Raw genomic sequence first — 13,035 nt, 5'->3', positions numbered from 1 at the left:
ACCTGTGATTCGTCCGTCCGGCGACCGGGTGAGGCAGCGCGCGTCAGCGGTCGGCGACCCGCATCTCGAACCAGGTGGTCTTGCCCCGGGGCAGCAGATCGACCCCCCAGCGGTCGGCCAGCTTGTCGACGAGGAACAGGCCCCGGCCGCTGATGTCCATCTCCTGGACCGGCATCAGGCACGGCAGTCCCCGGGAGGGGTCGCGCACCTCGACGCGGATCCAGCCGCGGCGCCGGTGCAGGCGCAGTCCGAAGACGCGGGCGCCGGTGTGGCGGACGGCGTTGCCGACCAGTTCGGAGACGAGCAGGACCGCGTCCTCGGTGGTCTTGGGGGTGAGTCCCCAGTGGCGCAGGACCACGACCTGGGTGAGCCGTCTCGCGGTGGCGGCGGACTCGGGGCGGGACGGCAGCGGAACCTCTGCCTCCGTCGGGTTGCCGTACAGCTCCAGCGCCTTGAGCGCGTGTTCGTCCTCGACGGTCGGCGACCAGCGCGCCGCGGCCGCATGAGCGTGCCCCCGCGGCTGTTCCGTACCCTCCAGCCCCGCCATGCCCCCATCATGGCCGCCCGGAGCGCCGCACGGGGCCGTTCCCGGGGAATACGCCCCGGTGAACGGGCGGTGGAACGGCGGTCCGATGTCATATGCCGGAGGCACTTCGAAACCGCGCGAAGCTCTCCCGACCTGCTGGAAGGCACGGTTCCGGAGTGAGGGCCGGACTCCCCCGACCAGATGGGCTTAAGGTTGCCTTAAGGCTGCCATAAACCGCCCCATCGAGGGACCCCGGGTCAGACACCGTGTCAATTGCAAGCCCCTGCAGGGCTGTTCACAGGAACTTCGCCTTGCCCGGCCCCTCCGCCACGAAGCTGCGCATCCCGCGCTCGCGGTCCTCGGTGGCGAACAGACCCGCGAACCAGTTCCGCTCCATCGCGAGGCCCGTGTCGATGTCCGTCTCCAGGCCCGTGTCGATCGACTCCTTCGCGGCGCGCAGCGCGAGCGCCGGGCCCTGTGCCAGCTTGGCTGCCCAGGCGTGCGCCTGCGTGTACACCTCGTCGGCGGGGACGACCCGGTCCACCAGGCCGATCTCGCGGGCCTCCTCGGCCTTCACCATCCGGCCCGTGAAGATGAGGTCCTTGGCCTTGGAGGGGCCGACCAGGCGGGCCAGGCGCTGGGTGCCGCCGGCCCCGGGGATCAGACCGAGCAGGATCTCCGGCTGGCCGAGCTTGGCGTTCTCGCCGGCGATGCGGAAGTCGGCACACAGGGCGAGCTCGCAGCCGCCGCCCAGCGCGTAGCCCGTCACGGCCGCGACGACCGGCTTGGGGATCCGGGCCACCGCAGTGAAGGAGTCCTGCAGGGCGCGGGCGCGCAGGACCATCGCGGTGTGGTCCATCTCCTGCATCTCCTTGATGTCCGCGCCGGCCGCGAACACCTTCTCGCCGCCGTAGACCACCACGGCCCGGACGTCCTCGCGCCGCGCGGCCTCCTCGGCGAGTTCCTTCAGCCGGTCCTGCGTGGCGATGTCCAGCGCGTTCATGGGCGGGCGGTCGAGACGGAGCGTGCCGACGCCTTCAGCGACTTCGAGAGAGACGGTCATAGGCAGCAGGTTAACGGGGGCTAACGGGTAGGGCCCCGGTGCGGTCCGTCACACCGGGGCCCTCTTGTCAGCAGCGGAGAACTACTTCTTCCACTTCTCCCAGGACATGTTCCAGCCGTTGAGCCCGTTGTCCGGGTCGACGGTCCGGTCCTCGGAGTTCTTGACGACCACCACGTCGCCCACCATCGAGTGGTTGAAGAACCACGCGGCCGCCACCTTCTTGTCCCAGCCGCCGCGCACGTCGCGCAGGCCGATGCAGCCGTGGCTCGCGTTGTAGTTGCCGAAGGCACCGCTCGCCCAGTAGTTGCCGTGCAGGAACGTGCCGGAGGTGGTCAGGCGAACGGCGTGCGGGACGTCCTTGATGTCGTACTCGCCGCCGTAGCCGACGGTCTCGCCGTTCATCCGGGTCACCGTGAGCATCTCGCTGATGACCATCTGGCCGTTCCAGGTCTCCATGCCGGGCTTGCCGGTCGTGACCGGGATGGTCTTGATGACCTTGCCGTCGCGCATCACCTTCATGGTGAGCTTCTTGGCGTCGACGACCGAGACCTGGTTGCGGCCGATGGTGAACTCGACCTTCTTGTCCTGCTCGCCGTAGACGCCGGAGCGGCCTTCGACGCCGTCGAGGTTCAGGTCGACGGTCACCTTGGTGCCGGGCTTCCAGTACTTCTCCGGGCGGAAGTCGAGGCGGTCGTTGCCGAACCAGTGGCCCTCGACGTCGACGGCCGGCTCCGTCTTGATGCGGATGGCCTTCTCGACGTCCTCCGGGTGGGTGATGCCCCGCGAGAAGCGGATGGAGAACGGCATCCCGACGCCGACCTTGGAGCCGTCCTCGGGGGTGAAGGTGCCGATGAAGGTGTTCTTCGGGGTCAGCGTGGTGAAGCCGGCGTCCTCCGCGGCCGTGCGGCCCTCGGAGTCCTTGGCGACCGCGTGGACCGTGTACTTGGTGGCACCGGCCAGGTGGGTGGACGGCGTCCAGCCGGTGCCGTCGCCGGATATCTCGCCCTCGACCTTGTTGCCCTCGGCGTCCTTGACCTCGACCTCGGTCAGCTTCCCCTTGGCGGCGGTGACCTTCAGCGCACCGCTCGTGTCGACGGACTTGGCTCCGTCCTCGGGGGTGATGCTGACGACCGCCTCGGACTGCTTGCTCTGCGCGGCGTCCGAGTCCCTCCCCTTGCTGTCGCTCCCGCCGGAACCGGAGCCGGTGCCCCCGCCGCCGCACGCCGTGACGGCGAACAGCAGCGCGCCGAGTATCAGCGCGAGCACTCCGTTCCTGCGCCCAACCGACGCCCCCGATATCGGTCGCCCGTTCAAGTGGTTCTCCCCTCCCCGGGCCTGGTCAGGCCCGCACGCGCACCCGCGCGTCCCCCGCGCGTCGGCGAATAGTAACCACAGGCCGGACGGCGCCGGAGGCCCGCGATTGTCACTGTTCGGTCCCAACGGAGCGCCGGGTCAACCCGTCCCCCTGTCCGGCTACTTCACGGCACTGCCCGCCTTCCATGCGTTCCAGTCCATATTCCATCCTCCGAGCCCATTGTCGGGAGCAACCTTTTTGTCATTGCTGTTGACGACTTCGACGACGTCCCCGATGAGGCTGCGGTCGAAGAACCAGCCGGCCGGGGTGTCCGAGCCGCCGCCCTTCACATCGCGCAGCCCGATGCAGCCGTGACTGATGTTGGTGCGGCCGAAGACGGTGTGGTGCGCCCAGTAGTTGCCGTGCAGGAAGGTGCCGGAGTCGGTCAGGCGCATGGCGTGCGGAACGTCCGGGATGTCGTACTCGCCCTTGCCGTCGCGCTTCTTGAAGCCGACCGTGGCGCCGTTCATCCGGGTCACGTCGAGCATCTCGGTCACCACCATCTTGCCGTTGTAGGTGGTCGTCCTCGGGGCGCCGGTCGTGACCGGGACGGTGGCGAGGGGCTCGCCGTCGCGCCGGACCTCCATGGAGTGGGCGGCGGCGTCGACCACGGAGACCTGGCTGCGGCCGACGGTGAAGGAGAACGTCTTGTGCTGCAGGCCGTAGACGCCGGGCAACCCCTCGACGTCGCGCAGGCGCAGGGCGACGGTGACCTGGGTGCCGGGTTTCCAGTAGTCCTCGGGGCGGAAGTCGAGGCGTGTCCTGCCGAACCAGTGCGGGCGGATCTCGACGGCCGGGCGGGCGGTGACGCGTACCGCGCGTTCGACGGCGGCGCGGTTCGCGATCTGCCGGTTGAACTCCAGGGAGACGATCATGCCGGTGCCGACCGTGGCGCGGTTCTCCGGGGCGACGTAGCCGATGAAGCGCTCCTCGGGGACGTAGGTGGTGAAGGTGGTGCGCCGGGCCGAGCGGCGTCCGTCGCCGTCCACGGCCACCGCGTCGACCGTGTACTTGGCGGCGAGCGCGAGCCGCGGCTCGTCGGGTTCCCAGGTCAGGCCGTCGGCGGAGAGGTGGCCGGGCACCGGGGACTCCTGTGCGTCCTGCGACCTGACGACATTCACCTTCTCCAGCCGGCCGTCGGGCACGCGCACCCGCAGCCGCTCGCCGGGGCGCACTCCCCTGCTGCCGTCGCCGGGCGAGACCTTGATGACGTCCTCGGGCGCCGGGGGCGCGCCGAACACCCCGGCGATCCCGCCCACGTCGTCCGAGGTACAGCCGGTGGCCCCGGCGAGGAGCCCTGCCCATGTCACTACGGCGGCCAGCGCGGCCCTCGCGCGCCGCGCGCGCCCTTGTACGTGCCTCACGAGGTGCCCAACGACCGGCCATGTCCCCGGAAACGACCATGCCCGCCCCCGGGGAAACGTGAGTGCGACCCACGCTCTGGGCAGAACAGTGGGGAGGACGACGCGCAGGGGAGCCGCGGCCCGGGCCGCAGACAGGGCCGCACCCCTCTGTCCCCCGTCGTCCCACGAGCCGCGGGAGGCTGACAGGTGTCCAGCGCAGCCGAGCAGGAGGCGGTGGCCGGTCGTCAGGCCACCGGGAACGGGCGCCAGGCCGCCGTGAACGGGGCGCGGCGGGCCGCGCCGCCACCCACCGTGCCCGCGTGGCCGGGTGCGCCGACACCGCTGGGGGCCCGGTTCCGGGTGGGCCCGGACGGGGTGGCGGGCACCAACTTCGCGTTGTGGGCGGGCGGGGCCGAGGGGGTCGAGCTGTGCCTCTTCGACGAGTCGGGCAAGGAGTCGCGGGTCCGGCTCGCCGAGCTGACCCACGAGATCTGGCACGGCTTCGTCCCCGGCGTGCTGCCGGGGCAGCGCTACGGCTACCGGGTGCACGGCCGCTGGGACCCGTGGACGGGCGCCCGCTGGAACCCCGCGAAGCTGCTGCTCGACCCCTACGCCCGCGCCGTGGACGGGGACTTCGGTCTGCCGCCGGAGGTGTACGGGCACGTCCGCGACTGGCCGCAGCAGCATGTCGCCGACACCGTGCGCGACGACCGGGACTCCGCGCCGCACGTCCCGAAGGGCGTCGTCGTCCACGATGACGACGACTGGGCCGACGACCGCCGCCCGAAGACGCCGTGGGCGGACTCGGTGATCTACGAGCTGCACGTCAAGGGCTTCACCCGGCTGCACCCGGGCATCCCCGAGGAACTGCGCGGCACCTACGACGGCCTCGCGCACCCCGCGGCGATAGAGCACCTGGTGAAGCTGGGGGTGACGGCGGTGGAGCTGCTGCCGGTGCACCAGTTCGCGCACGAGGACCATCTGCTGCGCCGGGGCCTGAAGAACTACTGGGGCTACAACTCCATCGGCTACTTCGCCCCGCACGCGGCCTACGCGGCCTCCGGGACGAGAGGGCAGCAGGTCGGCGAGTTCAAGCGGATGGTGCGCGCCCTGCACGCGGCCGGGATCGAGGTCATCCTCGACGTGGTCTACAACCACACCGCCGAGGCGGGCGAACTCGGCCCGGCCCTGTCCCTCAAGGGCATCGACAACCGCGGCTACTACCGCCTCCAGGACGACGCCCGCCGCTACGCCGACTACACCGGCTGCGGCAACACGCTGCACGTGGTCCAGCCGCAGGTGCTGCGCCTGATCACGGACTCGCTGCGCTACTGGGTCACGGAGATGGGCGTGGACGGTTTCCGCTTCGACCTGGCGGCGGCGCTGGCCCGCTCCATGCACGACGTCGACATGCTCTCCCCGTTCCTGGCGGTCATCGCCCAGGACCCGGTGCTGCGCCGGGTGAAGCTGATCGCCGAGCCGTGGGACGTGGGGTCGGGCGGCTACCAGGTGGGGGCGTTCCCGCCGCTGTGGACGGAGTGGAACGACCGGTACCGCAACGCCGTACGGGACTTCTGGCGGCACGCCCTGCCGGACGTCCGCGAGATGGGCTACCGGCTGTCGGGCTCCAGCGACCTGTACGCCTGGGGCGGGCGCAGGCCGTACGCGTCCGTCAACTTCATCACCGCGCACGACGGGTTCACGCTGCGGGACCTGGTCTCCTACGAGCGCAAGCACAACGAGGCCAACGGCGAGGGCAACCGGGACGGCACGGACGACAACCGGGCCTGGAACGGCGGCACCGAGGGCGAGACGGACGACGAGGGCGTACGGGCGCTCAGGCGCCGGCAGCTCAGGAACCTGCTGACCACCCTGCTGCTGTCGACGGGTGTGCCCATGCTGGTCGCGGGCGACGAACTGGGCCGCACCCAGCGCGGCAACAACAACGCCTACTGCCAGGACAACGAGATCGGCTGGCTGGACTGGGGGCTGCTGGAGGATCCGGGCTGGCGGGCCCTGTTCGCGCTGACCTCCCGGCTGATCGCGCTGCGCCACCGCCACCCGGTGCTCAGGCGCCGGGCGTTCTTCTCGGGACGGGCCCAGACCGCGGACGGGCTGCGGGACCTGGCCTGGTTCACGTCCCGCGGCACCGAGATGACGGAGCAGGACTGGTACGCGCCCGCCGCCACCCTCGGCATGTATCTGTCCGGCCGGGACATCCCGGGACGCGACGAGCGCGGGGAGCAGATCCTCGACGACAGCTTCCTGGCCGTCCTGCACGCGGGCGAGGGGCCGGTGGACTTCACCCTGCCGGGGCCGCCGTGGGCCGAGCGCTACGAGGTCGTCGTCGACACGAGCCGGGAGGAGCAGGGGGAGGCGCCGGGCGTGGAGCACCGGGCGGGGACGGAGATCACGATGCCGGCGCGGGCGGTGCTGCTGCTGCGGGTGGCGGGGTGACCCCGGTGGGGCGGCCGGCGGGCGCGGACGGGCAGCACGCAGCAGGCGGGTGAAGCCTGAGCCACTGTCACCTTCCCGGGGCATGCATGAGGATCGCCGCCGCATCCGGCCGGGTCGGCGGCATCGACGCGCTGGAGGCGAGAGTGATGAACGAACGAGGCGGACAGACGGATCCGCACACCATCAGCGTCCCGGTCCTCATCGTCGGCGGCTCCCTGGTCGGCCTGTCGACCTCGCTGTTCCTGGGACGGCTGGGCGTGCCGCACGTGCTGGTGGAGCGCCACGCGGGCACCTCCATTCACCCGCGAGGCCGTGGCAACAACGTCCGCACGATGGAACTGTTCCGGGTCGCGGGTGCCGAGACGGCGATCAAGGAGGCGGCCGCCACCCTGGCCGTCAATCATGGCATCCTCCAAACGCCTACGCTGGTCGGCGACGCGGGCGAGTGGCTGTTCAAGGACATCGACCCGGGGGGCGGCCTGGCCCGCTTCAGCCCCAGCGCCTGGTGCCTGTGCAGCCAGAACGACCTCGAACCGGTCCTGCTCGACCACGCCCGCGGGCACGGAGGAGACCTGCGCTTCTCCACCGAGCTGATGTCGTTCGACGCCGGAGACACCGGTGTGACCGCCGTGGTCAAGAGCCGCGAGACGGGTGAGCACACCACCATCCGCGCGGACTACCTCGTCGCCGCGGACGGTCCGCGCAGCCCCGTGCGTGAGCAGCTCGGGATCGCCCAGAGCGGACCCGGCGACCTGTTCCACAACGTCAGCCTCACCTTCCGCTCCCGCCGCCTCGCCGATGTCGTGGGCGAGCGCCACTTCATCGTCTGCTACCTGACGAACCCGGAAGCCGACGGCGCCCTGCTGCCGGTGGACAACCGCGAGAACTGGGTCTTCCACGCTCCCTGGCACCCCGAACACGGCCAGACCCTGGAGGAATTCACGGACGAGCGGTGCATCGAGCACATCCGCCGGGCGGTCGGGGTCGCCGACCTCGACGTGGAGATCACCGGCAAGGCGCCGTGGCACGCCGCTCAGCGGGTCGCCCGCAGCTACCGGTCCGGACGCGTGTTCCTGGCCGGTGACTCTGCGCATGAGATGTCTCCCACCGGGGCCTTCGGCTCCAACACCGGCATCCAGGACGCGCACAACCTCGCCTGGAAGCTCGCCGCTGTGCTCGACGGCTGGGCCGGGGAGCGCCTGCTGGACACCTACGACGCCGAGCGCCGTCCCGTGGCCGAGGCCACCAGCGCGCGTGCCGCGGCCCGGTCGGCCGAGCACAGCCATCCGGGATTCGCCCCGCCGGCCGGAGCGGGCGGCGGCCCCCAGCGCGGCATCCTCAACGTGGCCCTCGGGTACCGCTACCCGCAGGGCGCTGTCGTCGGCGCCGATCCCGCGGCCCCCGTGGTACCCGAGAGCCTCGACCTGACCGCTGGCCCCGGCAGCAGGGCCCCGCACCTGTGGGTGCGTCGCGGGGACGAACGGATGTCGACGCTCGACCTCTACGAGCGGTCCCTGGTGCTGCTCAGTGACGCCGCCGAGCCGAACGCGTGGCACGAGGCCGCGGTCCGCCTCGCCGACGAGCTGTCCCTCCCGCTCGAGTCGTACCGGGTGGGCACCGGCCCCCTGGCCGACCTGGTGCCGGAGGACGCCGCCGACTGGGCGGAGCGTCACGGCACGGGGCCCGGGGGCGCCGTGCTCGTCCGGCCCGACGGGTTCGTCGCCTGGCGGTCGCCGGGTCCGGCCCCCGATGCCGAAGGGGTGCTGCGCGAGGTCCTGCGGACCGGGCTGGCCGTCGGCTGAATCCTCGCGAGCCTGGAACCGGCGAGTGCCCCGGCGGGTGCTGAGGAGCGGGCGGAACACGCGCTCATCACCCGGACGGGGTACCGCGACCGGCAGGCCGGTGACCGCGCGGACGGCCCGGTTGTCCTGACCCGTCCCGTCCGGCGGCCACCCGTGCCGGTCACCCGCGGACGCCGTCCGAGTCGCGCGATGTGCGGGGACGGCCACAGGATCGAGGAACGCCGACGTCGCATCCCTGCGGCCGGCGTTCACGATCCCCGCCGCGAAGGAGATGTGCGCAGGATGACCACCACGTCCGAACGGGGGGCAGGTTCGCGGGCGCGACAGGCCTCGCACCATGTCTCCCAGTCCGTGTTCGACGGTTCCCGGCTCCGAGTCGTCCTCCTGGTCGACGTCCACGACGGGGCCCAGCAGGAGTTCCTCGAAGCCTACGAACAGTTGTGCAACCAGGTCGCGTCCGTCCCCGGGCACGTCAGCGACCAGCTGTGCCAGTCGATCGAGAACCCCTCCCAGTGGCTCATCACCAGTGAGTGGGAGAGCGCCCCGCCGTTCCTCGCCTGGGTCAACAGCGAGGAGCACGTGCGGATGGTGGAGCCGCTGCACAGCTGCGTGCGCGACACACGGTCGCTGCGCTTCCACGTCGTCCGCGAGACCGGCGGACCGGCGAAGGGCGCCGACCAGGCGGGGCGCCGCCTCCAGACGGCGCCCCGGATCGGTGACGGTGTGATCCGGCACGCGCTCACGTTCACCGTGAAGCCGGGCAGCGAGGAGATCGTCGCCAAGATCCTCGCCGACTACGAGTCACCCGAGCCGAAGGTCGACGACACCACCCGGCTGTGCCGCACCTCCCTGTTCATGCACGGCAACCGGGTGGTGCGGGCCGTCGAGGTGCGGGGCGACCTGCTGGCCGCGCTGCGCCACGTCGCCCGGCAGCCCGAGGTGCGGGCCGTCGAGGAAGCCATCAACCCCCATCTGGAGCAGGCCCGGGACCTGGGCGACCCCGAATCCGCCCGGGTCTTCTTCACCAGGGCCGCGCTGCCGGCCGTCCACCACGTGACGGCGGGGCGGCAGGAGCCGCGGGCCGAGCGGTACGCCCTGTACTACCCGGCGCGGCCGGAACGCGGGATGCAGCTCGCCGAGCTCCTGGCCCACCGGGACGAGGCGGCCGCGGACGACCCGCGCAGCCCGGTCCTGCGCAGCACGATCTTCCAGCGCGACGACGTCGTCGTACGGCTGATCGACGTGCACGGCGGGATCGAGGAGGCCGACCCCGGCCACGTACTCGGTCTGTCCGACTCGGCGCAGGTGACCGAGCTGACGACGCTCCTGGACGACGCCGCGGGCATGGACGTGCCCGCGTCGAAGGACGGCAGCCTCGCGCGCCTGCTCGAACTGGCGCGCATGGATCTCGTCACCGACCGCCGGTCGTCCGACGCCTGATTCACCGTCCGGCGGGAGAGGCGATGCCGCCTCTCCCGCGGTGGTGCAGCACCTCAACGGAGGAACGCGTGATCACATCTCGTCCCAACATCGTGAGCCTGAGCGACGTCGAGCCCAACCGCCGGCGAGGCGGTGACCTGCGCGCCATGCTCACTCCGGCCGCGGTGGGCGCCACCAGTGGATTCATGGGCGTGGCGCTCATCGACCCCGGTGACCGCATCGGTGAGCACTACCACCCGTACTCCGAGGAGTTCGTGTACGTGGTGTGCGGGCAGCTCGAGGTGGACCTGGACGGGGAGCCGCACCCGCTCCGGCCCGAGCAGGGGCTGCTGATCCCCGTCAACGTGCGCCACCGCTTCCGCAACGTCGGCGACGTGGAGGCCCGGCTGGTCTTCCACCTCGGTCCCCTGGCGCCGAGTCCGCCACTGGGACACGTCGACACCGAGGGAACCGACGCCGAGTCCGCGGTGGTGGGAGCGGAGGCGGCCGAACGACGTCAGGTCCAATCATGACGCGGCGAGTGGCGGTCACCGGCATAGGTATCGTCGCTCCCGGAGGCATAGGCGTACCGGCGTTCTGGGATCTCCTGGCGGCCGGGCGCACCGCGACACGGGCCATCACGTTCTTCGACCCGTCCGGTCTGCGGTCGCGGATCGCCGCCGAGTGCGACTTCGACCCCGCGGCCCACGGCCTGGACGCGCGGGAGGTGGAACGCAGCGACCGTTACATCCAGTTCGCCATGGTGGCGGGCGACGAAGCGGTGCGGGACGCCGGTCTCGACCTGGCCGCCGAGGACCCCTGGCGGGTCGGCGTCTCGCTCGGCACCGCGGTCGGCGGCACCACCCGGCTGGAGCACGACTACGTCCTGGTCAGCCACGGCGGGCAGCGCTGGGACGTGGACCACCGGGAAGCCGGCCCCGACCTGCACCGCGCGTTCACGCCCGGCACGCTCGCCTCGACGGTGGCGGAGCGGTTCGGGGCGCGCGGCCCGGTGCAGACCGTGTCCACGGGCTGCACCTCCGGGCTCGACGCGGTCGGCTACGCCTTCCACACCGTGGAGGAGGGCCGGGCCGACATCTGCATAGCCGGTGCCTCGGACTCGCCGATCTCCCCGATCACCATGGCCTGCTTCGACGCCATCAAGGCCACCTCCTCGAACAACGACGACCCGGCTCACGCCTCGCGTCCCTTCGACGCCGACCGCGACGGGTTCGTCATGGGCGAGGGCGGCGCCGTACTCGTCCTGGAGGAGCTCGAACACGCCAGGGCCCGCGGCGCGCGCGTGTACTGCGAGCTCGGCGGCTACGCCACCTTCGGCAACGCCTACCACATGACCGGCCTCACCAGCGAGGGCGTGGAGATGGCCCGTGCCATCGAGGACGCCCTCGACCACGCGCGGCTCGACCCCACCGCGATCGACTACGTCAACGCGCACGGCTCGGGCACCAAGCAGAACGACCGCCACGAGACCGCCGCGGTCAAGCGGGTCCTGGGACCGCACGCCTACGAAACCCCCATGAGTTCCATCAAGTCCATGGTGGGCCACTCCCTGGGCGCCATCGGAGCGATCGAACTCGTCGCCTGTGTGCTGGCCCTGACCCACCAGGTGGTACCGCCGACCGCGAACTACGAGACCCCGGACCCCGAGTGCGACCTGGACTACGTCCCCCGCGTGGCCCGTGAGCGCAGCCTCGACAGTGTGCTCTCGGTGGGCAGCGGATTCGGCGGCTTCCAGTCCGCGGTGGTCATGAACCGGCCGAGGGAGAAGTCACGATGAGCGAACCTCGTCCTCAGCGCGCGGCCGTCACGGGAATCGGTGTGGTCGCGCCCAACGGATCCAGTACCGAGTCCTTCTGGAAGTCCACCAAGGAGGGCATCAGCGTCCTGGACCGCGTCACCCGGGAGGGCTGTGAGCATCTGCCGCTGCGGGTGGCGGGCCAGGTGCGCGACTTCGACCCGGCGGCGGCGATCGAGGAGCGCTTCCTGGTGCAGACCGACCGGTTCACGCATTTCGCGATGGCCGCGGCCGACCTGGCGCTGGACGATGCCCGGCTCCCCCGGTCCGTGACCGACGAGGTGCCGTTCTCCGTGGGTGTGGTCACCGCGGCCGGTTCCGGCGGCGGCGAGTTCGGACAGCGCGAGCTCCAGCAGCTGTGGGGCAAGGGCAGTCGTTTCGTCGGCCCGTACCAGTCCATCGCCTGGTTCTACGCCGCCAGTACCGGCCAGATCTCCATCCGCCGGGGCTTCAAGGGCCCCTGCTCGGTCGTCGCCGCCGACGAGGCCGGCGGCCTGGACGCCCTCGCCCACGCGGCACGAGCCGTACGGCGCGGCACCGATGTGATCGTGGCCGGGGCGACCGAGGCGCCGATCGCGCCCTACTCGATGGTCTGCCAGCTCGGCTACACGGAACTCAGCACGGTCGACGACCCGACCGTTGCCTACCGCCCGTTCACGTCCGCGGCCTGCGGGTTCGTGCCCGCGGAGGGCGGCGCCATGGTCGTGGTGGAGGCGGAGGGCACGGCCCGGGAGCGGGGCGCGCCCGTGCGGGCCCACCTGGCCGGGCACGCGGCGACCTTCACAGGGGCCTCACGCTGGGAGGAGTCCCGGGAAGGACTCGCCCAGGCCGTCCGGGGCGCCCTGGCGGAGGCCGGCTGCGCCCCCGAGGAGATCGACGTGGTGTTCGCCGACGCCCTCGGCGTACCGGAGGCGGACCGGGCCGAGGCCCTGGCCATCGCCGATGCTCTCGGGGCCCACGGCACCCGGGTGCCCGTCACCGCGCCGAAGACCGGGATCGGCCGGGGCTACTGCGCGGCGCCGCTGATGGACACCGCGGCGGCGGTGCTCTCGATGGAGCACGGTCTGATCCCGCCCACCCCCAATGTCTTCGACATCTGCCACGACCTCGACCTCGTGACAGGCCGGGCCCGTACCGCCGAGGTACGCACGGCGCTGGTGCTGAGCCGCGGACTCACGGGGTCGAACTCGGCGCTGGTGCTGCGGCACGGCGCCACCGACGCCTCGTCGTGAGGCGCCGTGGAAACAGGCAAGGA

At 71.7% G+C, this 13,035-nt stretch carries 10 protein-coding genes; 6 read left to right on the top strand and 4 right to left on the bottom strand.

Annotated features, from left to right (window positions below; translation table 11 throughout):
• Positions 1-43 precede the first annotated feature (43 nt).
• From HNR57_RS28960 to HNR57_RS28945, 4 genes are all read right to left on the bottom strand, one after another.
• The gene (locus tag HNR57_RS28960) at positions 44-652 is read right to left on the bottom strand and encodes an ATP-binding protein (protein ID WP_184564512.1); all 609 of its coding nucleotides are present in this window, start codon (positions 650-652) and stop codon (positions 44-46) included.
• A 169-nt stretch (positions 653-821) separates the two neighbouring features.
• Positions 822-1,589: an enoyl-CoA hydratase/isomerase family protein gene (locus tag HNR57_RS28955; protein ID WP_184564510.1), complete on the bottom strand. Its 768-nt coding sequence runs from the start codon at positions 1,587-1,589 to the stop codon at positions 822-824.
• An 81-nt stretch (positions 1,590-1,670) separates the two neighbouring features.
• Positions 1,671-2,903 (bottom strand): L,D-transpeptidase, encoded by a 1,233-nt coding sequence (locus HNR57_RS28950; RefSeq protein ID WP_184564508.1) that lies wholly within the window; start codon positions 2,901-2,903, stop codon positions 1,671-1,673.
• Positions 2,904-3,062: 159 nt separating this feature from the next.
• Positions 3,063-4,307 carry a L,D-transpeptidase gene (locus HNR57_RS28945; protein ID WP_184564506.1) on the bottom strand — a complete coding sequence of 415 codons (1,245 nt, stop codon included), beginning with the start codon at positions 4,305-4,307 and terminating at the stop codon, positions 3,063-3,065.
• A gap of 186 nt (positions 4,308-4,493) precedes the next feature.
• Here HNR57_RS28945 and glgX point away from each other — a divergent pair, with 186 nt between their 5' ends.
• The 6 genes from glgX to HNR57_RS28915 all read left to right on the top strand — a co-directional run bounded on the left by glgX (position 4,494) and on the right by HNR57_RS28915 (position 13,012).
• Positions 4,494-6,743, top strand: a complete 2,250-nt coding sequence (glgX, locus tag HNR57_RS28940; RefSeq protein WP_184564504.1) for a glycogen debranching protein GlgX — start codon at positions 4,494-4,496, stop codon at positions 6,741-6,743.
• 146 nt (positions 6,744-6,889) lie between these two features.
• Positions 6,890-8,545, top strand: a complete 1,656-nt coding sequence (locus tag HNR57_RS28935; protein WP_246555073.1) for an FAD-dependent oxidoreductase — start codon at positions 6,890-6,892, stop codon at positions 8,543-8,545.
• A gap of 282 nt (positions 8,546-8,827) precedes the next feature.
• Positions 8,828-9,985 carry a SchA/CurD-like domain-containing protein gene (locus HNR57_RS28930; protein ID WP_184564500.1) on the top strand — a complete coding sequence of 386 codons (1,158 nt, stop codon included), beginning with the start codon at positions 8,828-8,830 and terminating at the stop codon, positions 9,983-9,985.
• A gap of 68 nt (positions 9,986-10,053) precedes the next feature.
• Positions 10,054-10,497 carry a cupin domain-containing protein gene (locus HNR57_RS28925; RefSeq protein ID WP_313675062.1) on the top strand — a complete coding sequence of 148 codons (444 nt, stop codon included), beginning with the start codon at positions 10,054-10,056 and terminating at the stop codon, positions 10,495-10,497.
• Complete coding sequence (locus HNR57_RS28920) at positions 10,494-11,762, top strand: beta-ketoacyl-[acyl-carrier-protein] synthase family protein (protein WP_184564496.1); 1,269 nt, start codon at positions 10,494-10,496, stop codon at positions 11,760-11,762. The genes HNR57_RS28925 and HNR57_RS28920 overlap by 4 nt, the downstream gene beginning before the upstream one ends.
• A complete protein-coding gene (locus HNR57_RS28915) occupies positions 11,759-13,012 on the top strand; it encodes a ketosynthase chain-length factor (protein ID WP_184564494.1) in 1,254 nt (417 codons plus the stop codon). The genes HNR57_RS28920 and HNR57_RS28915 overlap by 4 nt, the downstream gene beginning before the upstream one ends.
• The last annotated feature ends 23 nt before the right edge of the window (positions 13,013-13,035 follow it).

This window comes from Streptomyces paradoxus (assembly GCF_014202475.1).
In the GTDB taxonomy this organism is placed as follows: Bacteria; Actinomycetota; Actinomycetes; order Streptomycetales; family Streptomycetaceae; genus Streptomyces; species Streptomyces paradoxus.
This window is presented reverse-complemented; position numbering and strand designations above follow the sequence as displayed.

What these genes read in the sequence shown, in the direction of transcription:
- HNR57_RS28930 (WP_184564500.1), top strand. Translation starts at nt 8,828, where the DNA reads ATGACCACCACGTCCGAACGGGGGGCAGGTTCGCGGGCGCGACAGGCC.
- HNR57_RS28935 (WP_246555073.1), top strand. Translation starts at nt 6,890, where the DNA reads ATGAACGAACGAGGCGGACAGACGGATCCGCACACCATCAGCGTCCCG.
- HNR57_RS28955 (WP_184564510.1), bottom strand. Translation starts at nt 1,589, where the DNA reads ATGACCGTCTCTCTCGAAGTCGCTGAAGGCGTCGGCACGCTCCGTCTC.
- HNR57_RS28915 (WP_184564494.1), top strand. Translation starts at nt 11,759, where the DNA reads ATGAGCGAACCTCGTCCTCAGCGCGCGGCCGTCACGGGAATCGGTGTG.
- HNR57_RS28920 (WP_184564496.1), top strand. Translation starts at nt 10,494, where the DNA reads ATGACGCGGCGAGTGGCGGTCACCGGCATAGGTATCGTCGCTCCCGGA.